Here is a 25,298-nt window from a genome sequence, read left to right on the forward strand (position 1 = left end):
ACTACACTCCCCAGCCGCCGGCGACCAACTGCCAGTAAACGCTGTTCAAGGTGCCGATCAGGATCGCGATCGAGTAGGGAAACGGCTTGCCGGCCACCTCATCCGAGCCAGGCGCCAGGTACGCCTGGGCCCGCAGGATCAACCAGTAGCGCCCGAGGGTCTGCAACAACTGACCGCGGGCCAGCACCATCAGCAAGCCACACACGCCACCGGCAATCAGGCTGAACAGCGCGGCCCACAGGGCGTAATGAAAGGGCAGGAAACTGCCGACCATGGTCATCAGCTTGACGTCGCCGGCCGCCATGCCGCCGACGGCATACATGGGCAGGAACAGCGCGAAGCAGATCAACATGCCCAGCACACTGTCGCCCACTGCACCGAGCCCGCCTGCATTGGCCTGGCTCGCCAAACCCAGGGCCAACCCTGCCAGGACCAGCGCGTTGGGGATGCGATGGCGACGCAGGTCGCTCACCACCGCCAAACCCAGCAACCCCAGCAGCAGTAACGTCGACACCAGCAACTCCATGGACATGATGCGTCTCCCTCATCTAATGATCATTGGCAGGCGACACTGCACCTGAGGAAACCTATCAAGCGGTCATCCGCCGCGTGGGTCGGCGAAAACGAAAACCGGTGGCCTCGATAGGCTTCACTGCACGCTTGGTAGCAATGACGGTCAGCAGGCCGCACCTTTCACGGCGGCACACAGTGCAGTGATCCGGTCATTCACGGCTCCGCCCAGCAGGACGAACATGGCGGCCACCGCCACGGTGATCAGCCCGCCGGCGACGGCGTACTCGACGATGGTCAGGCCATCTTCATCCCTGGCGAACTTACTGATCGAAGTTCTGATTGTTTGAAGGGTCATGTCAGTTACCTCACATCAATCGCAACACATCGCGGGAAGGAGCGGCGTAAAACCCAGCAAGACGTCATCGAAGCTTCAACCCTCGACGAAACCAGCGCCTCGATGGGCTTCACCGCGCTTCCCGACCGGGGTGGCCGTTAGCACGCAGCGCCTTTGACCGCCGCACACAGGGCGGTGATCTTGGTGTTCACGGCGCTGCCCAGCAGGATGAACATCGCGGCCACGGCCACCGTGATCAACCCACCGGCCACGGCGTATTCCACAATGGTCAGGCCGTCTTCATCTTTGGCGAACTTCAGTACCGAAGCCTTGATTGTTTGAAGAGTCATTTCGCGCACCTCATCGGGTTGTTTTCGCAAGGGGGCAGCACATTGCGAACTGCCTGATGCAACCCTAGTCATGAGAGGTGGAGGGTCGTTAGGAGGATTTTGCACATCCCTAGGATTATTTTGCGCCCCAGGCCAGGTGTGGGTCGGCGGGGGGCGCAGGCGGTCCGCGGCCTGGCGCCAAGGGGGGCGGGCTTATGAAAATTTATTCGGCGAAGTGATAGCACATTGGCAATACTGCTAGCTAAAGGGCAGCAAGAACCGCTGGGTAGTCGTCCTATGGCGCCACATCTGACTGGAAAGCCAAAGCTGTTGTGGTTCGATCTGACGCACGATCGCTCCACCCGGGAACTGGTCGCCCAGTTCGAGGACGCTTGCGACTGCACGCTGGCCAAGAACGCCATGTTGCCCAGTGGCGAACAGGTCGACATGATCTGCATCCATTTCGACCGGCCCGACACGCCGGGGCTGCGCCGGCTGCTGGAGATCAAGCGCACCGCGCCCACGATTCCCATTACCATGTTCACCGTGCAGCACTCCGAAGAGCTTGCGGTCTGGGCGATGCGCTCCAGCGTCTGGGAATACATGGTGCTGCCCCTGCCCGCCAACGAGCGCAAGCGCTACCTGACGGCCGTGGTGCAATTGTGCGAATTGCGCCGTACTGCCAATGGCCGGGGCAAGACCGCGCAGATCGACCACGCCCCCACCCTGCCCGACAGCATTCGCCTGACCTCCGGACACCAGAAGCACCAGGCCCTGAGCCACATCATGCTGTACATCGACCAGCATTTTCGCGAAAGCATCGACCAGCGCGATCTTGCCAAACGTTGTGGCATGACCACCTTTCGCTTCAGCCGCCTGTTCAAGGAGGCCAACGGGCTGGGCTTCACCGATTACGTGCTGAACAAACGCATGAGTTTCGCCAAGGAACTGCTCGACAACAGCCAGATGCCGATCACCAGCATCGGCTACGAGGCCGGTTTCAAGGACCCGTCCTATTTCGCCCGGGCGTTCAAGCAATACGCCAGTTGCACCCCCAGCGAATACCGCTCGGCACAGCAACTGCGCGTCGCGAGCCCATCGCAAGCAGTGCCCGACGAGGCCAGCACAGCGGCGCTCGACAGCTTGGTGCAGAGCCTGGAGGGATGACCCCGGCACGCCCCAGGGCTCATTGGGTTATCCACAGTCGGCTCGATGACTTTTCTCCAGGCATAAAAAAACGCCGCTCAATGAGCGGCGTTTTCTTGAATTTGGAGCGGGAAACGAGACTCGAACTCGCGACCCCGACCTTGGCAAGGTCGTGCTCTACCAACTGAGCTATTCCCGCAAATGGCGTCCCCTAGGGGACTCGAACCCCTGTTACCGCCGTGAAAGGGCGGTGTCCTAGGCCACTAGACGAAGGGGACACGCTGCCCGGAACACATGGTGTGTGTTCCAGTGCCCAGACCCGCATCCGAAAATGACGTTTCTGGTTTCACTCAGCCCTGCCCGAAAGCAACGCTGTTTAAAATTGGAGCGGGAAACGAGACTCGAACTCGCGACCCCGACCTTGGCAAGGTCGTGCTCTACCAACTGAGCTATTCCCGCATTGGCGTCCCCTAGGGGACTCGAACCCCTGTTACCGCCGTGAAAGGGCGGTGTCCTAGGCCACTAGACGAAGGGGACACACGTACAACATTCACTGCTTATCGCGTTTCGCTGAGTGCTTTACGCTGTAAGTGGCGCGCATTCTATGGATGGATTGGGAGGTCGTCAACCCCCAGATATAAATTTATTTAAATCAATGACTTCCCAGGGTTTGAGGGCGATTCGCCGATTTTGCTCGCCCGGTCTCTGACGCCTATATTCTGTCGCCCGCCAAGGCGCTATAGTCGCATCCGGCAAATAGTGGCAATGTGCAGCCATTGAGCCGCATTCCCTATAAACAGCACGACGCCCGTCTAATCGCGCCGCTCAGGCCTATGCGCTTAAAAGCCAAGCCACTACACTCATGACATGCGTACCCCAATAAAGAGGTCTTACCGGTGACACCACTCATGATCACCCTGCTCGTCGTAGCCGGGATCGCACTGTTGATCGCCATTGGCTACATGAACCATGTGGTGGAAAACAACAAGCTGGAAAAGGTCCGCACCAAGGTTGAACTCAACGACCGGATGCGGCGCTGTGGCGAACTCACCGAAACCTTCCCCGGGCAATTGATGACGCCGGCCTTGAAACTGCTGCTGACGCGCCTTGAGATGAACGTCTGCCAGCGTCTGCTGAATCTGGACAAGACCAATACCGCGGTCAAGGCACGCCTGGACGAACTGACCGCATTGGCAGCACAAGGTGAATCGATCCCGGTGGGCAATCCGCCGGCACCGATCCTGACCGAAGCCAAGGCCAAGGACGTTCGCTTCCTGCTCGAAGCCCTCCACGGCCAGATCACCCGTGCCGCCCAGGACGGCTTCCTGCCGCCCAATGAAGCCAAGCGCTGGGTCCGCGAAGTGCGGCACATCCTGGTCCTGCTGCACATCGAGTTCTTCAACAACCTCGGCCAGCAAGCCTTGCAACAGGAACAACCGGGCCAGGCCCGCCTGGCGTTCGAACGCGGCGTGCAGTATCTGCGCAAACAGCAGGAGCCCCAGGTCTACGCCGAACAGCTCGACTACCTCGAAAAGCTCCTGGCCCGCGCCAACGCAATGGTCCTGGCCAGCACCAAGCCGGTCGAAGGCGAGGTCAACCAGTTGACCGAAGGCTTGAAGGAAGACGAAATGAACGACGAGTGGAAGAAGAAGAAGGTCTACGACTGAGACCTCGTCGAACCTCAGGGTGACGAGGGGATTTATACCCGCAGGGCTGCGCGGCAGCCCTGGAATGTACGAGCGCTGCGTGCTCGACAGTGGATCCCCTCCTCGCTACGCGCTCCTCCATCGGTGAGCCAGCTATGGCGGCTCACAGCCTGAAATGCCCCACCATCCCCTTCAACTCAACCCCCAACTGCGCCAGCTCGATGCTGGAAGCGGCATTGCCTTGCATCGCCAGGGACGATTGATCGGCGCTGGCACGGATACTGGTGACGCTGCGGTTGATCTCTTCGGCCACCGAACTCTGCTGTTCGGCCGCCGCCGCGATCTGCTGGTTCATCTGCTGAATCAACGACACCGCCGCGGCAATGCTGCCCAAGGCACTTTCGGTTTGCAGCGCATCGCTGACAGCCATCTTCACCAGCTCGCCGCTGCTCTGGATCTGCTGCACGGAAGCCTGGGCCGCTGAACGCAATGCGCTCACCAACCGCTCGATCTCTTCGGTGGACTGCTGCGTGCGTCTGGCCAGGGCCCGCACCTCGTCAGCCACCACCGCAAACCCCCTACCCTGCTCGCCAGCGCGTGCGGCCTCGATGGCAGCGTTGAGCGCCAGCAGGTTGGTTTGTTCGGCGACGCTCTTGATCACGCTCAGCACCGTGCCGATGTTCTGGATCTCGGCACTGAGGCTTTCGATACTGGAACTGGCCGACGTGGCCGAGTCGGCCAACTGCTCGATACGCACCATGCTCTGGCGCACCACCTGCTGGCCGCTCTCGACTTTGTCATCGGCCGTCTGCGCCGCCAGGGCCGCTTCCTCGGCATTGCGGGCCACGTCATGCACCGTGGCGGTCATCTGGTTCATGGCCGTGGCAACCTGCTCGGTCTCCTCTTTCTGGCTGCTGACTTCCAGGTTGGTCTGTTCGGTCACGGCCGACAGCGATTGCGCGGAGTTGGCGAGCTGTTCGATACCCGCCTGCAAGCCGCTGACGATGCCGCTCAGCCCCGCGCCCATCTGCTGCATGGCGAGCATCAACTGGCCGATCTCATCCCGGCGCGTCACCTGCACCGTGGCGCTCAGGTCCCCCGCCGCGATCTGCTGGGCCACGCGGATGACGCTGCGCAGCGGCGCGACGATCAGCCGGGTAATGACCCAGGCGGCAATCAACCCCACCAGCAGGGCAAGGGCCGACGAGCCGATGATCAACAGCGAGTTCTTTTTCAACTCCGCCTGCATGGCATGGTCTTCGGCGGCGTAGGCCTGGTTGACCCGCTCCACCACTTGGCCGGCACGCTCGTGAAGTTCCTGGTAGACGCCTTTTTCCTTCGCCAACAGGCCGGTGTACTCGGCCAGTTGCGTGTTGAAACCGGCAATGTGCCCGGCCACCTCGTTGAGCACGGTCTGGTAGCCCGGGTCCTTGACCTGGGTCTTGAGCGCCTCGGCCTGCTTCATGGCTTGCTCGGCCTGCTCGATCGGGCCTTGCCCGGCGTCCTCGCTGCCTTTGCGGCTCTGGTCCAGGCGTACGCGCGCTTCGTTCATGGCCTGCAGCATCAACCGTGACACTTCGCTGACCTGGTTGGCCTGCTCGATGAACTCGGCGCCCTCCTTGCCCTCGGAATCCTTCAGGGTGTAGGCGCCGTCGTCCGCCAGACCGGCCTGCAACACGTCCAGGTTGTTGGCGACACTGGACACCGACCAACTGGCCATTTCCAGCGCCAGGTCCTTGCTCTGGCTCAACCCGACGAATTCATCGAACGCCTTGCGGTAATCCGCCAGCGCCTGTTGCACATCGTTCATCACCGACAGGTTTTCAGGTGTCTGGGCCTTGAGCGCATCGGCCTGGGCCACCAGGCCGTCGACCCCCTTGCGCAGGGTGTCGGCCGTCTTGGGGTCGGAGCGCAAGGCGTATTCCTGCTCGAGCAAGCGCACCTTCAGCAGTTCGCTATTGAGGGAGGACATCTGCTTGAGTCCGTCGAAACGCAGGCTGATGGTGCGCAAGGACCACACGCCAATGGCCGCGACCACGGCCGTGAGCAACAATACCAGGACAAACCCGATACCCAGTTTCTTTGCCATACCCAGGTTGGCAAAACGTCCTTGCACGGCCGAAATCATTGCGCTCAGTCCTCTGCCAGTGTGTGTTGTTCGCAGATTCGCAACGAGACGCCCTGCAACACAAGATGCTGGCGTCGGAATAATGGCAAAAAGCTACAGCCGCGTCGTTTTCAGGACACTCGAGGTCGATCCAGGGCCGCGCCCCGGAAAAACGCCAACGCCCTCGGATCACAGGCATAAGCCACATTGATCCGCAGCCACTGGCTGTCGGCGCCTGAAGGGCTGAAGGCCGTGGGCGAAGACAGCTGCACACCGAACCGTTTGGCCAGACGCTGCACTCCAGCGTAGTCGCATAACGGTGGGCGTGCCCAGATGAACAGCCCCCCGGTCGGCTTGCCGAACACCTCCCAGTCGGCCTCCTCCAGCACCTGCAACACAGCCGCCATGTCGCCCCCCAAACGCTGCCGCTGGCGCTGCACCAGCTTGCGATAGGCACCGTTGGCCAGGAGATTGGCCAGCACCGCTTCGCTGAACCGTGAAACGCCCAGGCTCGTGACCTCCTTGACCTCACTGAGCCGGGCGATGATGGGCGCAGGCGCCACCACGAACCCGACTCGCAACGAACTGCTCAGGGTTTTTGAAAAACTGCCTACATAGATCACATCGGCATCCAGGGCCGCCAGGCGGGTGCGTGTCGAACCCTGGAAATCGGCGTAGACATCGTCTTCGATCACCAGCATCCCGTGTTCCCGGGCCAGCGCCAACAAGCGTTGCGCCACCCCCAGGGACAGGCTGCTGCCGGTCGGGTTATGGCAGGCGCTGTTGACGAACAGCGCACGGGGCCGATGCGTCGCCAGCAGAGTCTGCAAAGCCTCGACGTCCGGGCCTCGAGGGGTCCTGGGCAGTTCGAGCATGTCGATGCCGTGCAGCCTCAGCAGCTCGAACAGTTTCGGGTAGCCGGGGCTCTCCACCACCACGCAACTGCCCGGCGCCAGCTGTGTCCGCACGATCAGGTCCAACGCCTGGGTAGCGCCGTGGGTGCTCAGGATAAGGTCTTGCGCGGCCTCGATATTGAGTTGCTTCAAGCGCCGGGACAGTTGCTCACGCAGGGCGGGCAAGCCCAACGACGTGCTGTAGCTGAACAGCCCCGCCATGTCGGTGCGGGTGACCTGGCGGATCGCATAGCCCAGGTCGTCGCTTTCGCGCCAGCGCTCAGGCAGCCCGCCGGCCCCCAGCTTCAGCGCCCACGCCGAGTTGTCGGCAAGGCCGCCGCGTGCCAGCGGCGGGTGTTCCGGGCAGGTTCCGTCGTTGGATGCGAGGCCGAGGGAAGGCGGTGGCGCGACGAAGAAGCTTGAGCCATGCCGGGACGCCAACACCCCTTGGGCGACCAGACGCTCACAGGCCTCGTTGACACTCGACTGGCTGAGCAGGTTCTGCCGTGCCAGTTGCCGGATAGACGGCAAGCGCGTGCCCGGCTGCACGGCGTCCTGGCGGATCCAGCCGGTCAGCGCGTCGACAATTTGCTGCACGACAGGCACCAGGGCCTGTCGGTCGATTCTCAATTCCATGAGTGACCAGACTCCTAAGCGTTTGTTTTATTTCCGGAAACAGTTAAGCACAGGCGGCCCTGCGGCGATGTACGACAAACCCGCCAAAGCAGCCGTTTCACACCCTTTGAAATACTTTGATGGACCGCGTCGGTGCTTTTTCGACCAACCAAGAAAAAGCCCGCAACCAGTGCGGGCTTTTTCCTACAAGCCAGGTGACACGTCCTCAGAACGCCGTGACACCGCCGTCCACCGCCAGGGAATGGCCGGTGGTAAAGGCCGCGCCATCGCTGCACAGGTACAGCACGGCGCTGGCAATCTCTTCGACTTTGCCGATCCGTCCCACCGGGTGCATGGCATTAGCGAAGTCAGCTTTCTTCGGGTCCGCTTCATAGGCTCGCCGGAACATGTCGGTGTCGATCACGGCCGGGCACACCGCATTCACGCGGATTTTTTTCTTGGCGTACTCGATGGCCGCCGATTTGGTCAGGCCGATCACCGCATGCTTGGAGGCCGCATAGATGCTCATTTTCGGTGCCGCACCCAGGCCCGCCACCGAGGCCGTATTGACGATGGCCCCGCCGCCCTGGGCCAGCAGCAACGGCAACTGGTATTTCATGCACAGCCAGACGCCCTTCACGTTGACCCCCATGATGGCGTCGAACTCATCGACGGTGCCGTCGGCCAGCTTGCCCTTCTCGATCTCGATCCCGGCGTTGTTGAAGGCGTAGTCGAGACGACCGTAGGCGTGGATCACCTCATTCATCAGGTTCTGCACATCGCTTTCCTGCGTCACGTCACAACGCACGAACACCGCCTCGCCGCCCGCCTCGCGAATCGCCTGCACCGTGCCCTCGCCGCCCGCCACATCCAGGTCGGCCGCCACCACCTTCAAGCCTTGCGCGGCGAAGGCCTGGGCGGTCGCCCGGCCAATGCCTGCGGCAGCGCCCGTGACCACGGCGACCTGCCCGGAAAACGTCATGCTCATTGTCAGTTCCTCGAAGAATGCGGTGTTTCGCCAGTGTAGCCACGGCCCCGTGCAGCGCGGCAGCACTATCCAGGCGCCGGTGGATGGCTCATGGGCGCCAGTGATAACGAGCCCGGCGCCACTATCACTGCGTTGGATCGAAGTGCATTCGCTGGGCCGGCAAACCTTGCGGCAATCGTCTCGAAGGGCTATCAACAAGGCTTCATTCATCGTGAGTGCCAGCCATGACTGCCCAGACCAATCGCCAATTCCTGCTCGCCAAGCGCCCGGTGGGCGCGGCGACCCGCGAGACGTTCACTTATCAGCAAGTACCGGTCGGCGAACCGGCCGCCGGCCAGATCCTGGTAAAAAACGAATACCTGTCCCTGGACCCGGCCATGCGCGGCTGGATGAACGAGGGCAAGTCGTACATCGCGCCAGTGGGCATTGGCGAAGTGATGCGAGCCTTGGGGGTTGGCCAGGTGATTGCGTCGAACAACCCGGGGTTTGCGGTGGGGGACTACGTCAACGGCGCGCTGGGGGTGCAGGATTACTTCCTCGGCGAGCCACGGGGTTTCTACAAAGTCGATCCGAAACTGGCCCCGCTGCCGCGCTACCTGTCAGCGCTGGGCATGACCGGCATGACGGCCTATTTCGCCCTGCTGGATGTGGGCGCGCCAAAGGCCGGCGAGACGGTCGTGCTGTCGGGCGCCGCCGGTGCGGTAGGCAGCATTGCCGGGCAGATCGCCAAGCTCAAGGGCTGCCGCGTGGTGGGGATCGCCGGCGGGGCCGACAAATGCAGGTTCCTGATCGATGAACTGGGCTTCGACGGGGCCATCGACTACAAGAGCGAAGACGTCCAGGCTGGCCTCAAGCGCGAATGCCCCAAGGGCGTGGACGTGTATTTCGACAACGTCGGCGGCGACATCCTCGATGCCGTGCTCAGCCGCTTGAACCTCAAGGCCCGCGTGGTGATCTGCGGCGCCATCAGCCAGTACAACAACAAGGAAGCGGTCAAGGGCCCTGCCAACTACCTGTCGCTGCTGGTCAACCGGGCGCGCATGGAGGGCTTCGTGGTCATGGACCATGCCGCGCAGTTCGCCGCCGCCGGCCAGGAAATGGCGGGCTGGATGGCCAAGGGGCAACTCAAGAGCAAGGAAGATATCGTCGAAGGCCTGGAGACGTTCCCCGAAACCCTGACCAAACTGTTCAGCGGGGAGAACTTCGGAAAGTTGGTACTCAAGGTCTGACACAAAACACCTGATGTGGGAGCGGGCTTGCTCGCGAAGGGGCCCTGTCAGTCAACATTGATATTGACTGACATACCGCTATCGCGAGCAAGCTCGCTCCCACATCAGGGATCTTCGGTATCAGGTCAGGCCAGTTCGGCCACGACCGCCGCCAGCGCCTGGGCCGGATCGACGGCCTGGCTGATCGGACGGCCGATCACCAGGTAGTCGGAACCGGCGTCCAGCGCCTGGCGCGGGGTCAGGATACGGCGCTGGTCGTCCTGGGCGCTGCCCGCCGGGCGAATCCCCGGGGTCACCAGTTGCAGCGACGGGTGCGCGGTCTTCAGTGCATTGGCTTCCAGGGCCGAGCAGACCAAACCGTCCAGACCCGCTTTCTGGGCCAGCGCTGCCAGGCGCAGCACTTGTTCCTGAGGCTCGATGTCCAGGCCGATCCCGGCCAGGTCCTCGCGCTCCATGCTGGTCAGCACGGTTACGCCGATCAACAGCGGTTGCGGGCCACTGCGCTGGTCCAGCACTTCGCGGCAGGCCGCCATCATGCGCAGGCCGCCGGAACAGTGCACGTTGACCATCCAGACGCCCATCTCGGCCGCGGCCTTCACGGCCATGGCGGTGGTGTTGGGGATGTCGTGGAATTTCAGGTCCAGGAACACCTCGAACCCCTTGTCACGCAGGGTGCCGACGATTTCAGACGCGCAACTGGTGAACAGTTCCTTGCCGACTTTGACCCGGCAGAGCTTGGGGTCCAACTGGTCGGCCAGCTTAAGGGCGGCGTCACGGGTAGGGAAATCCAGGGCGACGATGATGGGCGTCTGGCAGGCGGACATGAGCGGGCTCTCAGGCAAGTCGAAATCGGCGCGCATTGTAGCGGAACCAGCGCCGCTGGGGGACCCGATGATCGGTAAATCTCACCGCGTCCACCCCGAGCATGGACGATCCCGGCCTTTGTGTCGAAGTCGATACAGGGCTGACACGCCCCCAATACGCCGGCACGCTACCGTCTGCCGCCGCACCCCGTCCTTTCAGCGCTTCACGCCTCACGGTCCGAAGCCTATGCTGAAGCCTCAACCTTGCCGCCTCCTTTGCGATTGGCAGCTTACCTGGCAGATGATGCATCCATGCAGAACACCCCTGTTGCAAATGCCGATGATCACAAAGCGTGCGACGACGACAAGCGCTGGAACACCCGGGCGCTGATCGTCGACGACGATGTGCCGATCCGCGAACTGCTGATCGATTACCTGGCCCGCTTCGGCATACGCGCCAGCGGTGTGACCGATGGCGCGGCCATGCGCCAGGCGTTGCAGGCCGAGCACTTCGACGTGGTCGTGCTCGACCTGATGCTGCCTGGTGAAGACGGCCTGCAATTGTGCCGCTGGCTGCGGGCCGAATCGGACATCCCGATCCTGATGCTCACTGCCCGCTGCGAACCCACCGACCGCATCATCGGCCTGGAACTGGGTGCCGATGACTACATGGCAAAACCGTTCGAGCCCAGGGAGCTGGTGGCCCGTATCCAGACCATCCTGCGCCGGGTACGCGACGACCGCAGCGAACAACGGGCCAACATCCGCTTCGATAACTGGCGGCTCAACAGCGTGCTGCGCCAACTGATTTCTCTCGACGGGCTGGTGGTGCCGCTGTCCAACGCCGAGTTCCGCCTGCTGTGGGTGTTCATCGAACGACCGCGCCGGGTGCTCAGCCGCGAACAACTGCTGGACGCCGCCCGTGGACGCTCCATCGAGGCGTTCGACCGCAGCATCGACCTGCTGGTCTCGCGCCTGCGCCAGAAACTGGGCGACGACCCGAAGGCCCCGCAATTGATCAAGACCGTGCGTGGCGAGGGCTATCTGTTCGACGCCCGGGACATCGGTTGATGCGGCTGCGCCTCGACTCCCTGTTCGGCCGGCTGTTTGGCGTCCTGCTGCTGGCGATTGTCCTGGCGCACCTGTTGGCCTTTGCCTGGTTTTCCGTCTACGACAAACCGCCGCCCGGACCGCCACCCGGGTTTACCCAGCATGGCGACGGCCCTCCGCCCTTCGGCCCTCCGCCCGAGCATGCCGAGCGTCCGTGGTTCGGCGGGCCGGTGGTGCCGCTGACGTTGCAGTTCGTGTTCCTGATCGTGGCCGCCTGGTATGGCGCCAAGCTGTTGACCCGGCCGATCCAGCGCCTGAGCAACGCCGCCGAACGCCTGAGCGAAGACCTCGACAGCCCGCCGCTGGCCGAGGACGGCCCACGCGAGGCGCGCCAGGCAGCCCATACGTTCAACCTGATGCAGCAACGGATTCGCGAGCAGGTGCAGCAGCGTTCACGCATGCTCGGCGCGGTGTCCCACGACCTGCGCACGCCGCTGTCGCGGCTCAAGCTGCGCCTGGAGCAGATCGACGACGTAAAGCTGCAAGGCCAGATGCGCCAGGACCTGGACGACATGATCGGCATGCTCGATGCCACCCTCACCTACCTGCATGAACAGCGCACCAGCGAAGCCTTGCAATGGATGGACGTGCAGGCCCTGGTGGAATCGCTGAGCGAAAACGCTCAGGACCAGGGCGCCGACGTACAGGCCAGTGGCGCGTGCGCGCCGCTGCACGTGCAGCCGATGGCGCTGCGCTCGTGCGTCAACAACCTGATGGACAATGCCCTGCGCTATGCGGGCCACGCCTTGATCACCCTGGACGACCAGGGCGACCGGGTGCTGATCCGGGTCATCGACCACGGCCCCGGCATTGCCCCAGACAAGCGTGAAGCGGTGTTCGAACCCTTCTATCGCCTGGAAGGCTCGCGCAACCGCAACTCCGGCGGCGTCGGCCTGGGCATGACCATCGCCCGGGAAGCCGCCGAACGCCTCGGCGGGCAGTTGAACCTGGAAGAAACACCGGGCGGCGGATTGACGGCCGTCATCCACCTGCCACGCACCTGAGCCCTCAGTTCCCACAGGGTTCAAGGGTGAGCCGGGGCTGTGTATGGCCTGCGATACAAACGCCACACACCCACGACAACTGGCCCGCCGACGCTGCTTGAGCCGGTGCACCCGCCGGCAACACCAGCCCAAGGAGAGTGCCCATGATCGGCAGCGTCAGCGCCAGCAATTACGCGTCATACACCAGCACCAGCAATACCTCGACCCACAGTGCCCACGGCCAGTCATTCCAGAAGGAACTGCTTGGCCGGCTCGACAGCAACGACGACGGTTCGATCGATCAGGATGAACTGAGCAGCGCCCTGTCGCAAAAAAGCGACGACGGTATCCTGGTCAGCCTGAGCGACAACTTCGACGACCTGGACAGTGACGGCAGTGGTGACTTGAGCAGCGAGGAAATGGCGGCGATGGCCCCGCCACCACCGCCACCGCGGAACCAGGCGCCCGATACCGAACTGGCCGATGCGTTGCTCAGCGCGCTGGACACCGACGGTGACGGCGTGGTCAGCAGCGACGAATTAAGCAGCGGTCTGGCCAGTGCCGGCAGCAATGCCGATAGCCAACAGGTGTTCTCGGCCCTGGACAAGAATGAGGACGGCACCGTCAGCGCCGACGAACTCGCCGCCAGCCTCGCCCCATCGCCGCCCCCTCAACAGGCCTCCAGCGACGAGCTGTTCAGCCAGCTCGATGCCGATGACGACGGCAGCATCACCGCCAGCGAACTGACCAGCGCCTTGCAGGCGAACCGCGACAGCGACAGCACCACCAACCAGGACAGTGCCAGCGAGGCCTTGGGCAGGATGATCGCCAACCTCAGCCGGCAGTACTCGCTGGACAGCGTCGCGACCGTGGGCAAGCACCTGAACGTGGCGACCTGAGACGACGGCGAACCTGGCGGCGAGGGCGTCAGGCTACGCGTCGACCTCAGGGCTTAGAAGACTCCGTGGCGAGGGCGCCGGCGCCCGCTGGGCCGCCCGATTCGCCACGGTTTTGGGTTCCGGAAGGTGCTGTTCAAGCTAGCGTGCCTGGCTTTTGCTCCAGTCCGTCAACAGGCTGTACGCCACCGCCAGCAAGGTCGGGCCGATGAACAGGCCGATGAAGCCGAAGGCAATCAACCCGCCGAACACGCCCAGCAGCACGATGACCAACGGCAGGTTCCCGCCCCGGCTGATCAGGTAGGGCTTGAGCACGTTGTCCACGCCGCTGATGATGAACGTGCCCCAGATGCCGAGGAACACCGCCATCCCGTACTCGCCTTTCCACGCCAGCCAGGCCGTGGCCGGAATCCAGACCAGCGGCGGGCCCATGGGGATCAGGCTGAGCAGGAACGTGACGATCCCCAGCACCAGCGCGCCCGGCACGCCAGCGATCAGGAAGCCGATCAAGGCCAGCAGGGCCTGGGCCGCCGCAGTGCCGATCACGCCATTGACCACCCGTTGTACCGTCCCGGCCACCAACTCGATGTAGTAACCGGCGCGGTCGCCGATCAGGCGCTCCAGCAATCCATGGACGAACGCCGCAAGGCGCGGGCCATCGCGATAGAAGAAAAATACGAACACGATGCTCAGGGTCAGTTCGAGCATGCCGCCACCAATCTGCTTGCTGCGGGCCAACAACCAGTTGCCGACCTGTCCCAGGTACGGCTTGAGGGTGACCATCATCGCCGCGCCCTGCTGGTCGATGCTGTTCCAGATCGCCACCAGCCGCCCACCCACCAGCGGCAAGCCGCCCAGCCAGGCCGGTGCGTCGGGCAGGCCATCGACCTGCACGTCGCGGATGAACGCCGTGGCATCGCGCACATGATCGGCCAGGTTGAACCCCAGCCACACCAGCGGCCCCGCCACCAACAGCATCCACCCCACCGTCAACAGCCCCGCCGCGAGGGACTCGCGACCATTGACCCAGCGGGTCAGCAGGCGCATCAACGGCCAACTGGCAAACGCCAGCACCGCCCCCCAGAACAGCGCCGACCAGAACGGCGCCATCACCCAGAGGCTTGCGCCGAACAACACCAGGAGCAGAATCTGCACCAACAGCCGATCGTTATTGAGCATGTAAGGTCTCGAAAAATGTCCAGGGCGGGCCACGGCGTGAGGCCCGCGACCCGCCACAGCTTATCGCAGCAGTTCCAGATGCAGGCCCGCCGCGTCGCCACTGGCGGTTTCCAGGCGCGCGGCCCGCACCCCCTGGCCCGCCAGCGCCTGCCGCCACTCTTCGGCCCGAGGGCCGGCAATACTGACCCGCAGCCCCGTATCCAGGTTCAATGCCCGGGACAACAGGCGCAGCCAGGTATCGTCCGGCTCACCGCCAAGGCGCGGCAAGTCGAGCACCCCGGTGTCCTTGAGCTGGCGCAGCAGGGTCGCCGAGGTGGGCAGCAAATCCCCCAGCGCGGCATTCGCCGCAAACTGTTCGACGTGCAGGTAGGCCTTGCGATTGCCGCGGGTGATGCCATAGAGCGCAATCAAGGTGTTGTCCGCCGGGGGCGCCAGGCGCAACAGCAGGTAGGCCTGGCCGTTGTCGGCACCGTAGAGCTTGGCGTTGCCGAAGACCTCGTTGGCCCACAGGCTGCTTTCGCCGCAATCGCGGGCCTGGCACCAGAACAACAGCTCGGCACCCTGCTTCTGCAACGCTTCGCGCGCCGCCGTGAAGGCCTGGGTCGCGGAATGTTCGGGCGGCAGTTCGTAGGTGACCGAGGTCACGTTGCCCCGGGCGTCGACCTGGCCGTCGAAACGCAACTGGCCACTGATTCGGCGGATCGAGCCCATGGGATAGACGCGTTCCAGGTCATTGGTTTGCCGGTAATCGACGATCTGGGCATCGGGCATGCGTGGCACGCCCTCCAGGTCGCGACTGCCCGGCACATCGGCAGCGAACGATGCCGGGCTGAAGCAGGCCAGCGCCAGCAGGACGAGTGAATGGACGGATGATTTCATCGGATCGACGTGGCCTGGAGCGCCCGGACGCGACAAGCGTCGTCGGTGCACCACGGGGCGGGTAAGCAGCGGTCTGTCATGGTTGTCTCCCTTTCAACCCGCCCAGCCTCGACAGTTGCCCGGCGCAAGTCAAGAAACGCTGAAGAACCGATTGAAACAGTCTGCTACAAGCGCGGCGCCGCCTTCGTCATTCAGGTGCAAATGATGGCCGCCCGGCAACTGCTCATGACTGAAGGGTAGACGCTCCAGCAACTCCGGGTGCCGCGCCAGCATGCCGTCGGCCGCCACCACCAGGTGCGCGGGACAGGCGACCCGTGCCACGAACGCCATGGCCTGCTCGTCGGTCAGGCGCAGCGGCGATGGCAAGGTCAGGCGGTTGTCGGTGCGCCACGTGTAGCCACCAGGCACCGGCATCAGTCCGCGCTGGGCCAGCAGCTCGGCCGCCTCGCGACTGACCGCCACCAGGCCTTTCATGCGTGCCTCGATGGCCCGGTCGAGGGTTTTGTAGACCGGTTTGCGTTTGTGCTGCAAATCCATTTGCGCTTGCAGGGCCATGCCCATGCGTTCGGCCGCGCCATCGCCCTGGGCGGTGGGCGGGATGACGCCGTCGATCAGCCCCAGGTGCGTCACCCGCTCCGGCAAGGCGCCGGCCAGCACCAGCGAAACAATGGCGCCCATGGAGTGCCCCAACAGGGCGAAACGTTTCAAGCCCAGTTGTTCGGCGACGTGCAGCACGTCATGGGCATAGTCCCAGAGCGCGTAACCGGCACCGGCCGGCCGATGCCCGGAATGACCATGGCCGGCCATGTCCAGGGCGATGACCCGCAAGCCCGCCAGCCGCGGGGCCAGCCGGGCGAAACTGTTGGCGTTGTCCAGCCAGCCGTGCAGGGCGATCACCGGACGGCCCTCTTCCGGGCCGAACAGGTGGGCTGCCAACTCGATATGCGGCAGGCTCAGGCGGACCTCTTCGACCGTGCTCATGGGCGATGCCCCTGCCAACGCTGGAACAGGTCCTTGAGCAGGTTGGCCGTGTCTTGCGGCCGCTCCAGGGGGAACATATGGCCGCCGGGCATGCTCAGGGCTTCGCCATGGGGCATGCGCCGCACCGATCGAGTGTGATGGCGCATCACCACGCGACTCTGCCGGCCACGCACCACTGCCAGCGGCACCTGGAGCGTGCGGGGCCGGCCCGGGCTGGTGTGCGGCACGCCGCGATAGATGCTGATTTCCGTGGCCGGGTCGAAGCGCAACCGCAAGCGGTCGCCCACCGGCTGCAGGCCGTGTTGCAGGTAAGCGTCAAAGCAATCCGGGTCGAAGCCGCGGAACAGCGTCTTGCCGGCGAAATACTGCCGCGCCGAGGCCAGGTCGGCGAACTCCTCGCGCCGGCCCAGGGTCCGGCCGGCCGGGGTCAGGCGATCAATGAAGCCCAGGCGCTTGGCGGCCAGGATCACCCACCGGTCGGTGCGGGTCAGCACCGGCGAATCGAGCATGACCACGCCTCGGTACAAGTGCGGGCATCGCAACGCCGCGTGCAGGTGCAGCACACCACCCAGGGAATGGCCGACACCCCATACCGGCGCCGGCTGGCGTTCCAGGTGATGGATCAATTCGTCCACCAGGTTGTGCCAGTTGTCGTCCACCGGAAAGCGCGGATCGTGGCCGTGCAGTTCCAGGTGCGCGACCTCGTACTGCGGCGCCAGCGCGGCGAACAGCTTGCCGTAGGTGGCCGAGGGGAAACCGTTGGCGTGGGCGAAAAATACCTGTTGCGACATGACAGCCGATCCATTGGGGGAACTGGCACCGATTCTGCGCACAAGCCACCGACGCGGCAATGACCGTAACTGCCAGGAATGATGACAGTCGAGCTTGGGCTATAGACAGAAGCTGCAAGCCTCAAGTTGATAGCTTGCAGCTCCCAGCGCTTCACCGCGCCGGCGGTTGCTCGCCGAGCGGCACCACCGCCATGGTCAGGCGCGATACGCAGTTGAGCTTGCCGTCGTCGTTGGTCAAGCGGATGTCCCAGACCTGCGTGGTGCGGCCCAGGTGGACCATCCGTGCCGTGGCGGTGACCCGTCCGCTGCGCACGCCACGCAGGTGGTTGGCGTTGATCTCCAGGCCCACGCAGTAGAACTTGCTGGTGTCCACGCACAGGTAAGCGGCCATGGACCCGACCGTCTCGGCCAACACCACCGACGCGCCGCCATGCAGCAGGCCGAAGGGTTGGTGGGTGCGGTGATCGACCACCATGCTCGCGGTCAGGGACTCGTCGTCGAACGACTCGAAACGAATGTCGAGCACTTCGCTGATGGTGTTTTTACCGGCGGCGTTGAGTTGTTCGAGGTTGGGGGTGTTGCGCCACAGACTCATCGTGTTCATTCCTTTATCGTTGTTATTGTGGCCGCTTGCATTTCGTACACAGCCTAGGCTCTGTCTGAAAAGCCTTGATACTCGTTCATGCTGCGTTGAAAACCGGCTCGGAATGCTCATTTACTCCAGTAAAGTCGAGCGCGACCCCGGCCGTTCCTCGCCGGTTTTCGCCTTGCCTGACCTTCGTCTCAAGACTTTTCAAACACAGCCTAGGGGTGCCGCAGGGCCTTGAGCGTCATCGCCCCGGCCAGCGGCAGGTCGCCTTCCAGTTCGGCCAGGCCGGCGGTCTGCACCTGTTCGGGTTGTTGCAGGTGGCCGTGTTGCAGCAGGCCCAGCAGGCTGCCCACCAGCGGGTTGTGGCTGACCAGCAGCACCGGGGCCTGGTCCGCCAGGTGTTCCAAAACCTTTTGCGGCCGTGTCTCCGGCGTGAGCCAGTTGACCGTGATCAGCTGCGGCTCGAACCCCAGCGCTTGGCGCACCAGTTGCGCGGTCTGCTGGGCACGCCGGTACGGGCTGACGTAAATGGCCGCCAACGGCTGGCCGATCAGGTGCGCGGCACTGTGCAGCACTTGCTCGCGCCCGTGTTCGGTCAGGGCCCGCTCGGGATCGGGACAGTTGCCGTAGGGCTCGGCCTCGCCATGACGCAATACCCAGAGTTTCATAGCTTGGGCTCTTCGTCCCGGACCGGATGCGCGGCCGGTGCCACGACGTGCGGCGCTTCACCTTCGGGCGTGCGCGGAGTGGGCCAATCGGCGAACGGCCATGGCTTCTGGTCGCTGTGGAAAGTGCCAAAACGACCGATCTGCGCCAGGAACTGGCTCAGGCTGTCACCGAAATTCATCAGGCTGGCGCTGGGCGCGCCGTAGATCAGCCGATAGATCAACTGCACCAGCACCACGGCGCCCAGGATGAACTGCGCCACCTGCCAGACCAGCAGGTAGATCACCATCCACAGCACACGCAGCAGGATGGATTCGTATTGGGGTTGTCCTTTCGGATCGTTCATGGCTCGCTCCTGCTTGCGGTCAAAAGACTCAGTTGAAACCGCTGGTGGAAATGAAATCGACGTCGGTCTTCGGCTCGCCGCGCATCAGCAATTCGATCACCTGCTCCAGCGTACGCCCCTCGAACAGAATTGCATGCAACCCGGCCACCAGCGGCATGTACACCCCGGCCTCCTGGGCCTTGGCCTTGAGCACCTTGAGGGTGTTGACCCCCTCGGCCACTTCGCCCAGGCGCGAGACGGCTTCTTCAAGGCTCAGGCCCTGGCCGAGGGCAAACCCGACCTGATAGTTGCGGCTCTTGGGTGACGAACAGGTGACGATCAGATCGCCGACCCCGGCCAAGCCCAAAAACGTCATCGGGTTGGCGCCCTGGCTGACGGCAAAGCGGGTCATTTCCGCCAGCGCCCGGGTGATCAGCATGCTCTTGGTGTTCTCGCCCATGCCCAGCGCCACCGCCATGCCGGCGATGATCGCATAGACGTTCTTCAGCGCCCCGCCCAGCTCCACGCCAAAGCGATCGGCACTGGCATAGACGCGAAAGGTGCGGCCATGGAGCGCAGCCTGGACCTGCTGGCACAGCGCTTCGTCTTCACTGGCCACCACCGTCGCGGTCAACGCGTGCTCGGCGATCTCGCGCGCCAGGTTCGGCCCGGAAATCACCCCGATGCGGGCCTTGGGGGCGATGTCTTCGAGAATCTCGCTCATCAGCTTGAACGTCTGCGCCTCGATGCCCTTGGTCAGGCTCACCAACGACTTGCCGCTCAGGCGTTCAGCGTGGGGCGCCAGGACCGCGCGCAAGGCGCTGGACGGCAAGGCGACGAAAAACAGCTCGCTGTCGTCGAGGGTCGCCTGCAAGTCGGTGACCGGTTCCACTTCCGGGCGGATCTTGATGCCCTTGAGGTAACGCGGGTTCTCGCGGTTGACCCGGATGGCCTCGGCCTGCTCCGGGTCACGCATCCATTGGCGCACCGGGTGGCCATTCTCGGCCAGCAGGTTGGCCACGGCGGTTCCGAAGCTCCCGCCTCCCAGGACCGCAATCGGGCGCTGATCAGTCATATGCAATCCGTTCATCCATACCAAGTGGCAATGCGGGGCATTATACGGAGCGGCCGCAGCGCGACCAGCCCCGGCAACAATTACCGACGACTGTAGGAAGCTGACCATCAATTCCTAGGAAAATGCTGTCAACGTGAATGGAAAAGTCGTTCAGCTCAGTTACCATGCGCGCCATTCTCCTATTATCAAAGGCTGCACCGTGCCCGTTGGCCCTTCCCGCTCCGGTTCGACCCTGCTATTGGCGCTGATCATCAGCCCGCCAGTGCTGGGCGACGACCTGTTCGTGGACAGCCAGCCCCTGCCCCAGGTGCTGACGGCCACCCGGCTCAAGCAATCGCCGGCGGCCGTGCCCGGCAGCATGACCGTGCTCGACAGCGAATTGATCAAGGCCAGCGGCGCCCGCGACATCAGCGAGCTGCTGCGGCTGGTGCCGGGCATGATGGTCGGCAACATCAGCGGCAACCAGGCCGCCGTGAACTACCACGGCACCAACGCCAGCGAAGCCCGGCGCATGCAGGTGCTGATCGACGGCCGCTCGGTGTACCGCGCCGGCCTGGCCACCGTGGACTGGAGCGACATTCCGGTGGCCATGGAAGACATCGAGCGAATTGAAGTCTTCCGGGGCCCCAACACCGTCAGCTACGGCGCCAACGCGCTGATGGCCGTGGTCAACATCATCACCCGCGCCCCGGCCGACAGCCACGGCACCCGCCTGAAGATCACGCGCGGCCAGCGCGGCATCAGCGACTGGTACGCCAGCCAGGGCAGCGGTTGGGAAGGCGGCGACCTGCGCCTGTCGTTGTCCGGCCAGGAAGACGACGGCTTCGACAGTGACCGCAACGGGGCGGACTACCGCGACAGCCGTCGCCTGGAGCGCTTCAACCTGTCGGTCAGCCAGACCCTGGACGAACGACAGAGCATCGACTGGCAATTGAACGCCAAGGACGGCACCAACCAGCGGCCCTACACCTACCACCCGGTGTTTGCCGGGATCACCGCCGCTGGGGATAACTCCGACGTCATCGCCAAGGACTACGCCGGTTCGCTGCGCTGGAACCTCGACCTGGACCCCGACCACAGCCTTTATGTACAAGGCTCGATCCAGCACTGGGATCGCCAGCAGACCTGGCGGGCCTGTGACGCCGAAGTCTCCTTCAGCCCGCAACTGACCGACCTGTGGCAGCTCAACCCCAACTACGCCGAGAAGCTGGCGCGCAACATGCCGTCCTTCACCCGCACCGGCGCGCCACCCGGCGGCACGCCGCAGGAACAGGCACTGGCCAACCAGGTGATCGACCAGTGGCGCAACGGCGCCTCTCAAACCCTGTGCGGGGACATCGACCAGAGCACCCGTGAATCGCGCTACGACCTGGAAATCCAGGACACCCTGAGCCTGTCCGACAGCCTGCGACTGGTGACCGGGGCGAATTACCGCTACGACCGGGCCGACTCCGAGACGTACTTCAACGGCACGCTGGACGACACCACCTGGCGCCTGTTCGGCCAACTCGAATGGCGGGCCAGCGAACACTGGCTACTGCAGGGTGGCGCCATGTTCGAGGACGCGCGCCTGACCGGCAGCTCGCTGACGCCCCGGGTGGCCGTCAACTACCTGATCACCCCGCGCCATGGCCTGCGCGCGGTGTACTCCGAAGCCGTGCGCTCGCCGGACATGTTCGAGAACAACGTCAACTGGAGCTACCAGGTCACCAATCTGCAGCCGTCCGCCTTCGGCCAGCGCAGCGCCCGCTATTTCGTCGTGACCCGTGGCCCGGGCAACCTGGAACAGGAACACATGCGTTCCCGGGAGCTGGGCTACAACGGCTATTTCATGGACCTGGGCCTGACTGTCGATGTCAAGCTGTTCCACGACGAAATCACCGGCATGATCAGCGAACCGCTGCGCAACAACCAATACATCGCCAGCAACAGCAACCAGTCACAGTTCTCCGGGGCTGAAACCCAGTTCGACTGGCGCATGACCGGCGCCGACCGCCTGCGCCTGACCTACGCCTACGTCGACGCCCAGGCGAGCAACCCCCTCGACGAGCAACTGACCGCCCGCAACAGCGGTTCGGCCGGCTGGCTGCGGGACTGGGGCCAGGGCTGGAACAGCGCGGTGTTCTATTACGCCGCCAACGCCCTGGACGGCTACCGCTTCGAACGGGTCGACACGCGGGTCGCCCGGCGCATTCCCCTGGGCAAGGCCAGCCTGGAATTGGCGGGCACCCTGCAACAGCGCCTGGACGACGAACCGACCACGTTCGTCGACAACCGCTACGATTCCCGCCATGTGCTGTATTTCAGCGCAGAGTTGTCCTTCTAAATGTGCCGGGCCCCTGCACGAAGGACGCCATTGCGTGGCTGCCGAAGGCTGGCGCTGGGGCTGTTGCTCATGGTCGGGCTGACGGCGATCCAGGCCCGGGCCGCCGAGATCGTGCTCACCGGCGCCGAGGACAGCCCCGGCGTGCAGTCCTTTACCCAGGCCCTGAAAGCCCTGCGTCCGGAAGACAGTGTGCGATTCACGCCGCTGGCCAGCCTGCCGACGCCCGATAAGCTGCCCGCCAATGTCCGCCTGGTCCTGCTCGACCTGCCCAGCCTGGACTGGCGCCTGCAAGACACCCGCGGGCCGGCCACGCTGGTGCTGCGCATCAGCCGCCTGCAAGCCCGCGACCGCCTGGGCGAGGCAACGCCCAATCACCTGAGCCTGCTATGGAGCGACCCGCCGGTGGCGCGGCAGTTGCGCCTGATCCGCGCGATCCTGCCGCAGTTGCGCCGGGTCGGCGTGCTGTACGACGGGCACAGCGAGTTTTTGCTCAACGACATCCGCCAGGCCGCCGCGCCGCTGGGCCTGGAAATCGTCACCGAACGCTGGGACGACACCGCTGACAGCCGCCCCCTGCAAAACCTGCTGGGCCAGAGCGACGTGCTGCTGGGCCTCGACGACCCCGACCTGTACAACCCCAAGACCGTGAAAAACCTGTTGCTCAGCAGCTACGCCCGGCAACGACCGTTGATCGGCCCCAGCGCCGCCTTCGTCAAGGCCGGCAGCCTGGCGAGCACCTACAGCGACCAGGACGACTGGCTGGCGATCCTCGACGAACTGCTCGATCGCCCCGCCACGACTTGGCCGCGCACGTTGTACCCGGCCCGTTTCAAAGTCCTGGGCAACCGCCAGGTCACCCGCTCGCTGGGGATCGAACCGATTGATGCCGAATCCGTCGCTGCAACGTTGGCCGAAGGAGAACACCGCCCATGACCTTGCGTCGCCGTTGGGACATCAACACCCGCACCCAGCTCATCGCCCTCGGCCCGGCGTTGCTGCTGACCGTCCTGTTGATCAGCTTCTTCACCTTCGTGCGGATCCAGGACTTGCGCCAGGAACTCAATCACACCGGGCAACTGATCGCCAACCAACTGGCGCCGGCCACGGAGTATGGCGTCATTTCCGGTAACAACGATGTCCTCGAAAGCTTGCTCACGGCGACCCTGGCGACGCCCCACGTGCGCTTTCTCGAAGTGCAGGACAGCACCGGCAAGGTGCTGGTGTACGTCGAACAGCCCGAGCAGGCTCGCAGCCACTCCCAGCAGATCGAGGTCTTCCAGTCCCCGGTGCGCCTGCAACGCATCACCCTGAACAATGACTTCCTGCAGGGCAACAGCACATCCGTCGAGGCGCCGGTGGAGGATTACCTGGGCCGAGTGATCGTCGGCATGTCCAGCGACGCCTTCAGCCAGCGGCAACAGGAGATCCTGTTCAAGGCGGCGATCCTGGCGCTGTTCGCCCTGCTGTTCACCTTCCTGGTGGCACGCCGCCTGGCGACCGACCTGTCGCAGCCGATCCGCGACATCGGCAACGCGGTCAAGGCCATCCAGCAAGGGGACTACAGCACCCCGCTGCCCATCGTCGACGATGCGGAGCTGGGGGCCTTGTCACGGCACATCAACAACCTGGCCGACGGCCTGGAGCAAGCCAGCCGGGAACAGCACCAGACCATCGCGCAACTGATCCAGACCCGTGAGGAAGCGGAAAAAGCCAACAGCGCCAAGTCCGAGTTCCTGGCGATGATGAGCCATGAATTGCGCACGCCCATGAACGGCGTGCTGGGCATGCTGCAACTGTTGGAAACCACCCGCCTGAGCGACGAGCAGCACGAGTACACGACCCTGGCGTCGGAGTCTACCGAGCACCTGCTCAAGGTGATCAACGACATCCTCGACTTCTCGCGCATCGAACGCTCGGCCCTGGAACTGGAACACATTGCGTTCAACCTGGCGGAACTGGTGGGCAGTTGCGCCCAGTCGTTCCAGCACAGCGCCGCACAACGCCAGCTGGGCCTGGAGTTGCTGATTCCCGAGGACATGCAGGCCTTGCAGGTCCAGGGCGATCCGACGCGCATACGCCAGATCCTGGTGAACCTGATCGGCAATGCCCTGAAGTTCACCGAGCAAGGCCAAGTGACCGTGCAATGCCAGTGGCAGGCCCTCGACCACGAGCTGCTGTGGTTCACCTGCACCGTGCGCGACAGCGGCATCGGGATTGCCGCCGAGACCCTGGAGCGCATGTTCGACGCCTTCCAGCAGGCCGACAGCTCGATTTCCCGGCGCTACGGCGGCACCGGCCTCGGTCTGCCGATCGCCCGCACCCTGGCCGAACGCATGGGCGGGACGCTGCGCGCCCAGAGCGAGGAAGGCCACGGCTCGGTGTTCACCCTGGAGATCCCGCTGGCGCTGTCGCGGCAGACGCCGCCGGTGCTGGCGGCGCAGCAGCCGGCCGACAAAGGCGACGGCGCGGGCCGCAACATCCTGCTGGTGGAAGACAACCCGGTGAACCAGACCGTCACCCAGGCCATGCTGCGCAGCCTGGGCTTCACCGTCAGTGTCGCCACCGACGGCGCCCAGGCCGTGCGCAGTGCCGAAAGCCAGGCATTCGAGGCGATTCTCATGGATTGCCGGCTGCCGATCATCGATGGCTACGAGGCCACGCGCCAGATCCGCCGGTTGCCGGGGCGCGACGCAGTACCGATCATCGCCCTGACCGCCAACGCCTTGCAGGGCGACCGCGAAGCCTGCCTGGCCGCCGGCATGAACGACTACCTGGCCAAGCCGTTCAAACGGATTGACCTGCAGCAGATTCTGCAGCGCTGGATGGGCTAGGACCATCTGCGACTGGCGTGAAAGGCGAAAGTGCGGCAGTCTTAGGCACCCGAACATGCCTCGA

The 25,298-nt window shown here is 64.2% G+C and carries 24 protein-coding genes and 4 tRNA genes; 9 read left to right on the forward strand and 19 right to left on the reverse strand.

What is annotated here, in order from left to right:
• Position 1: 1 nt before the first annotated feature.
• The 3 genes from VM99_09775 to VM99_09785 all read right to left on the reverse strand — a co-directional run bounded on the left by VM99_09775 (position 2) and on the right by VM99_09785 (position 1,197).
• Positions 2 to 532: a membrane protein gene (locus VM99_09775; protein AKJ98336.1), complete on the reverse strand. Its 531-nt coding sequence runs from the start codon at positions 530 to 532 to the stop codon at positions 2 to 4.
• Positions 533 to 676: 144 nt separating this feature from the next.
• Positions 677 to 868 (reverse strand): pilus assembly protein PilA, encoded by a 192-nt coding sequence (locus VM99_09780; protein ID AKJ98337.1) that lies wholly within the window; start codon positions 866 to 868, stop codon positions 677 to 679.
• 137 nt (positions 869 to 1,005) lie between these two features.
• Positions 1,006 to 1,197, reverse strand: a complete 192-nt coding sequence (locus VM99_09785) for a pilus assembly protein PilA (protein ID AKJ98338.1) — start codon at positions 1,195 to 1,197, stop codon at positions 1,006 to 1,008.
• A gap of 276 nt (positions 1,198 to 1,473) precedes the next feature.
• On the opposite strand from VM99_09785, the gene VM99_09790 reads away from it, so the two are divergent.
• On the forward strand, positions 1,474 to 2,343 hold the full coding sequence (locus VM99_09790; GenBank protein ID AKJ98339.1) for an AraC family transcriptional regulator: 870 nt from the start codon (positions 1,474 to 1,476) through the stop codon (positions 2,341 to 2,343).
• A gap of 102 nt (positions 2,344 to 2,445) precedes the next feature.
• Here VM99_09790 and VM99_09795 read toward each other — a convergent pair.
• The 4 genes from VM99_09795 to VM99_09810 all read right to left on the reverse strand — a co-directional run bounded on the left by VM99_09795 (position 2,446) and on the right by VM99_09810 (position 2,859).
• A tRNA-Gly gene (locus VM99_09795) sits at positions 2,446 to 2,521 on the reverse strand.
• Positions 2,522 to 2,524: 3 nt separating this feature from the next.
• Positions 2,525 to 2,600 (reverse strand) — tRNA-Glu (locus tag VM99_09800).
• A gap of 105 nt (positions 2,601 to 2,705) precedes the next feature.
• Positions 2,706 to 2,781 (reverse strand) — tRNA-Gly (locus tag VM99_09805).
• Between the two features lie 2 nt (positions 2,782 to 2,783).
• Positions 2,784 to 2,859: transfer RNA gene (locus tag VM99_09810), tRNA-Glu, on the reverse strand.
• A gap of 371 nt (positions 2,860 to 3,230) precedes the next feature.
• Between VM99_09810 and VM99_09815 the strand changes: the two genes are divergently transcribed.
• Positions 3,231 to 3,989 carry a hypothetical protein gene (locus VM99_09815; protein ID AKJ98340.1) on the forward strand — a complete coding sequence of 253 codons (759 nt, stop codon included), beginning with the start codon at positions 3,231 to 3,233 and terminating at the stop codon, positions 3,987 to 3,989.
• A gap of 142 nt (positions 3,990 to 4,131) precedes the next feature.
• Here VM99_09815 and VM99_09820 read toward each other — a convergent pair whose 3' ends face one another.
• The 3 genes from VM99_09820 to VM99_09830 all read right to left on the reverse strand — a co-directional run bounded on the left by VM99_09820 (position 4,132) and on the right by VM99_09830 (position 8,571).
• Positions 4,132 to 6,096: a chemotaxis protein gene (locus VM99_09820; protein AKJ98341.1), complete on the reverse strand. Its 1,965-nt coding sequence runs from the start codon at positions 6,094 to 6,096 to the stop codon at positions 4,132 to 4,134.
• Between the two features lie 110 nt (positions 6,097 to 6,206).
• The gene (locus VM99_09825; protein ID AKJ98342.1) at positions 6,207 to 7,604 is read right to left on the reverse strand and encodes a GntR family transcriptional regulator; all 1,398 of its coding nucleotides are present in this window, start codon (positions 7,602 to 7,604) and stop codon (positions 6,207 to 6,209) included.
• A gap of 205 nt (positions 7,605 to 7,809) precedes the next feature.
• Entirely contained in the window at positions 7,810 to 8,571 is a 762-nt protein-coding gene (locus tag VM99_09830; GenBank protein ID AKJ98343.1) for a short-chain dehydrogenase, read from the reverse strand.
• Positions 8,572 to 8,795: 224 nt separating this feature from the next.
• Between VM99_09830 and VM99_09835 the strand changes: the two genes are divergently transcribed.
• Positions 8,796 to 9,800 (forward strand): NADP-dependent oxidoreductase, encoded by a 1,005-nt coding sequence (locus tag VM99_09835; GenBank protein AKJ98344.1) that lies wholly within the window; start codon positions 8,796 to 8,798, stop codon positions 9,798 to 9,800.
• A 125-nt stretch (positions 9,801 to 9,925) separates the two neighbouring features.
• Here VM99_09835 and VM99_09840 read toward each other — a convergent pair whose 3' ends face one another.
• Positions 9,926 to 10,660, reverse strand: coding sequence for an orotidine 5'-phosphate decarboxylase (locus VM99_09840; GenBank protein ID AKJ98345.1), 735 nt, complete (start codon positions 10,658 to 10,660; stop codon positions 9,926 to 9,928).
• Between the two features lie 255 nt (positions 10,661 to 10,915).
• On the opposite strand from VM99_09840, the gene VM99_09845 reads away from it, so the two are divergent.
• From VM99_09845 to VM99_09855, 3 genes are all read left to right on the forward strand, one after another.
• Positions 10,916 to 11,674 carry a transcriptional regulator gene (locus VM99_09845; protein ID AKJ98346.1) on the forward strand — a complete coding sequence of 253 codons (759 nt, stop codon included), beginning with the start codon at positions 10,916 to 10,918 and terminating at the stop codon, positions 11,672 to 11,674.
• Entirely contained in the window at positions 11,674 to 12,717 is a 1,044-nt protein-coding gene (locus VM99_09850) for a histidine kinase (protein ID AKJ98347.1), read from the forward strand. Before VM99_09845 ends, VM99_09850 begins: the two co-directional genes overlap by 1 nt.
• A 143-nt stretch (positions 12,718 to 12,860) precedes the next feature.
• The gene (locus tag VM99_09855) at positions 12,861 to 13,595 is read left to right on the forward strand and encodes a histidine kinase (GenBank protein AKJ98348.1); all 735 of its coding nucleotides are present in this window, start codon (positions 12,861 to 12,863) and stop codon (positions 13,593 to 13,595) included.
• Positions 13,596 to 13,733: 138 nt separating this feature from the next.
• Here the strand turns inward: VM99_09855 and VM99_09860 are convergent, their stop codons facing one another.
• The 8 genes from VM99_09860 to VM99_09895 form a co-directional block, all read right to left on the reverse strand.
• Entirely contained in the window at positions 13,734 to 14,771 is a 1,038-nt protein-coding gene (locus VM99_09860; protein ID AKJ98349.1) for a lipoprotein, read from the reverse strand.
• 60 nt (positions 14,772 to 14,831) lie between these two features.
• Entirely contained in the window at positions 14,832 to 15,650 is an 819-nt protein-coding gene (locus VM99_09865) for a lipoprotein (GenBank protein AKJ98350.1), read from the reverse strand.
• 129 nt (positions 15,651 to 15,779) lie between these two features.
• Entirely contained in the window at positions 15,780 to 16,631 is an 852-nt protein-coding gene (locus VM99_09870; GenBank protein ID AKJ98351.1) for an alpha/beta hydrolase, read from the reverse strand.
• Positions 16,628 to 17,422, reverse strand: coding sequence for an alpha/beta hydrolase (locus tag VM99_09875; protein ID AKJ98352.1), 795 nt, complete (start codon positions 17,420 to 17,422; stop codon positions 16,628 to 16,630). Before VM99_09875 ends, VM99_09870 begins: the two co-directional genes overlap by 4 nt.
• A 151-nt stretch (positions 17,423 to 17,573) precedes the next feature.
• Positions 17,574 to 18,017 carry an esterase gene (locus VM99_09880; GenBank protein AKJ98353.1) on the reverse strand — a complete coding sequence of 148 codons (444 nt, stop codon included), beginning with the start codon at positions 18,015 to 18,017 and terminating at the stop codon, positions 17,574 to 17,576.
• A gap of 209 nt (positions 18,018 to 18,226) precedes the next feature.
• Positions 18,227 to 18,679 (reverse strand): phosphohistidine phosphatase, encoded by a 453-nt coding sequence (locus tag VM99_09885; protein AKJ98354.1) that lies wholly within the window; start codon positions 18,677 to 18,679, stop codon positions 18,227 to 18,229.
• Positions 18,676 to 19,023, reverse strand: a complete 348-nt coding sequence (locus VM99_09890) for a lipase (GenBank protein AKJ98355.1) — start codon at positions 19,021 to 19,023, stop codon at positions 18,676 to 18,678. The genes VM99_09885 and VM99_09890 overlap by 4 nt, the downstream gene beginning before the upstream one ends.
• 28 nt (positions 19,024 to 19,051) lie before the next feature.
• Positions 19,052 to 20,077: a glycerol-3-phosphate dehydrogenase gene (locus VM99_09895; GenBank protein AKJ98356.1), complete on the reverse strand. Its 1,026-nt coding sequence runs from the start codon at positions 20,075 to 20,077 to the stop codon at positions 19,052 to 19,054.
• A gap of 199 nt (positions 20,078 to 20,276) precedes the next feature.
• On the opposite strand from VM99_09895, the gene VM99_09900 reads away from it, so the two are divergent.
• The 3 genes from VM99_09900 to VM99_09910 are packed head-to-tail and all read left to right on the forward strand — an operon-like array spanning position 20,277 to position 25,234.
• Positions 20,277 to 22,403: a TonB-dependent receptor gene (locus VM99_09900; protein AKJ98357.1), complete on the forward strand. Its 2,127-nt coding sequence runs from the start codon at positions 20,277 to 20,279 to the stop codon at positions 22,401 to 22,403.
• Positions 22,404 to 23,336 carry an ABC transporter substrate-binding protein gene (locus VM99_09905; protein ID AKJ98358.1) on the forward strand — a complete coding sequence of 311 codons (933 nt, stop codon included), beginning with the start codon at positions 22,404 to 22,406 and terminating at the stop codon, positions 23,334 to 23,336.
• Complete coding sequence (locus VM99_09910; GenBank protein AKJ98359.1) at positions 23,333 to 25,234, forward strand: histidine kinase; 1,902 nt, start codon at positions 23,333 to 23,335, stop codon at positions 25,232 to 25,234. The genes VM99_09905 and VM99_09910 overlap by 4 nt, the downstream gene beginning before the upstream one ends.
• Positions 25,235 to 25,298: the final 64 nt, after the last annotated feature.

The sequence above is a fragment of the Pseudomonas chlororaphis genome (assembly GCA_001023535.1).
Taxonomy (GTDB): Bacteria; Pseudomonadota; Gammaproteobacteria; order Pseudomonadales; family Pseudomonadaceae; genus Aquipseudomonas; species Aquipseudomonas chlororaphis_E.

Bases quoted from the DNA above. Each gene is read 5' to 3' on its own strand.
- VM99_09875 (AKJ98352.1), bottom strand. From the start codon at position 17,422: ATGTCGCAACAGGTATTTTTCGCCCACGCCAACGGTTTCCCCTCGGCC.
- VM99_09785 (AKJ98338.1), bottom strand. From the start codon at position 1,197: ATGACTCTTCAAACAATCAAGGCTTCGGTACTGAAGTTCGCCAAAGAT.
- VM99_09880 (AKJ98353.1), bottom strand. From the start codon at position 18,017: ATGAGTCTGTGGCGCAACACCCCCAACCTCGAACAACTCAACGCCGCC.
- VM99_09850 (AKJ98347.1), top strand. From the start codon at position 11,674: ATGCGGCTGCGCCTCGACTCCCTGTTCGGCCGGCTGTTTGGCGTCCTG.
- VM99_09885 (AKJ98354.1), bottom strand. From the start codon at position 18,679: ATGAAACTCTGGGTATTGCGTCATGGCGAGGCCGAGCCCTACGGCAAC.
- VM99_09830 (AKJ98343.1), bottom strand. From the start codon at position 8,571: ATGAGCATGACGTTTTCCGGGCAGGTCGCCGTGGTCACGGGCGCTGCC.
- VM99_09860 (AKJ98349.1), bottom strand. From the start codon at position 14,771: ATGCTCAATAACGATCGGCTGTTGGTGCAGATTCTGCTCCTGGTGTTG.
- VM99_09905 (AKJ98358.1), top strand. From the start codon at position 22,404: ATGTGCCGGGCCCCTGCACGAAGGACGCCATTGCGTGGCTGCCGAAGG.
- VM99_09865 (AKJ98350.1), bottom strand. From the start codon at position 15,650: ATGAAATCATCCGTCCATTCACTCGTCCTGCTGGCGCTGGCCTGCTTC.
- VM99_09775 (AKJ98336.1), bottom strand. From the start codon at position 532: ATGTCCATGGAGTTGCTGGTGTCGACGTTACTGCTGCTGGGGTTGCTG.
- VM99_09815 (AKJ98340.1), top strand. From the start codon at position 3,231: ATGATCACCCTGCTCGTCGTAGCCGGGATCGCACTGTTGATCGCCATT.
- VM99_09855 (AKJ98348.1), top strand. From the start codon at position 12,861: ATGATCGGCAGCGTCAGCGCCAGCAATTACGCGTCATACACCAGCACC.
- VM99_09910 (AKJ98359.1), top strand. From the start codon at position 23,333: ATGACCTTGCGTCGCCGTTGGGACATCAACACCCGCACCCAGCTCATC.
- VM99_09820 (AKJ98341.1), bottom strand. From the start codon at position 6,096: ATGATTTCGGCCGTGCAAGGACGTTTTGCCAACCTGGGTATGGCAAAG.
- VM99_09790 (AKJ98339.1), top strand. From the start codon at position 1,474: ATGGCGCCACATCTGACTGGAAAGCCAAAGCTGTTGTGGTTCGATCTG.
- VM99_09835 (AKJ98344.1), top strand. From the start codon at position 8,796: ATGACTGCCCAGACCAATCGCCAATTCCTGCTCGCCAAGCGCCCGGTG.
- VM99_09870 (AKJ98351.1), bottom strand. From the start codon at position 16,631: ATGAGCACGGTCGAAGAGGTCCGCCTGAGCCTGCCGCATATCGAGTTG.
- VM99_09890 (AKJ98355.1), bottom strand. From the start codon at position 19,023: ATGAACGATCCGAAAGGACAACCCCAATACGAATCCATCCTGCTGCGT.
- VM99_09825 (AKJ98342.1), bottom strand. From the start codon at position 7,604: ATGGAATTGAGAATCGACCGACAGGCCCTGGTGCCTGTCGTGCAGCAA.
- VM99_09895 (AKJ98356.1), bottom strand. From the start codon at position 20,077: ATGACTGATCAGCGCCCGATTGCGGTCCTGGGAGGCGGGAGCTTCGGA.
- VM99_09840 (AKJ98345.1), bottom strand. From the start codon at position 10,660: ATGCGCGCCGATTTCGACTTGCCTGAGAGCCCGCTCATGTCCGCCTGC.
- VM99_09845 (AKJ98346.1), top strand. From the start codon at position 10,916: ATGCAGAACACCCCTGTTGCAAATGCCGATGATCACAAAGCGTGCGAC.
- VM99_09780 (AKJ98337.1), bottom strand. From the start codon at position 868: ATGACCCTTCAAACAATCAGAACTTCGATCAGTAAGTTCGCCAGGGAT.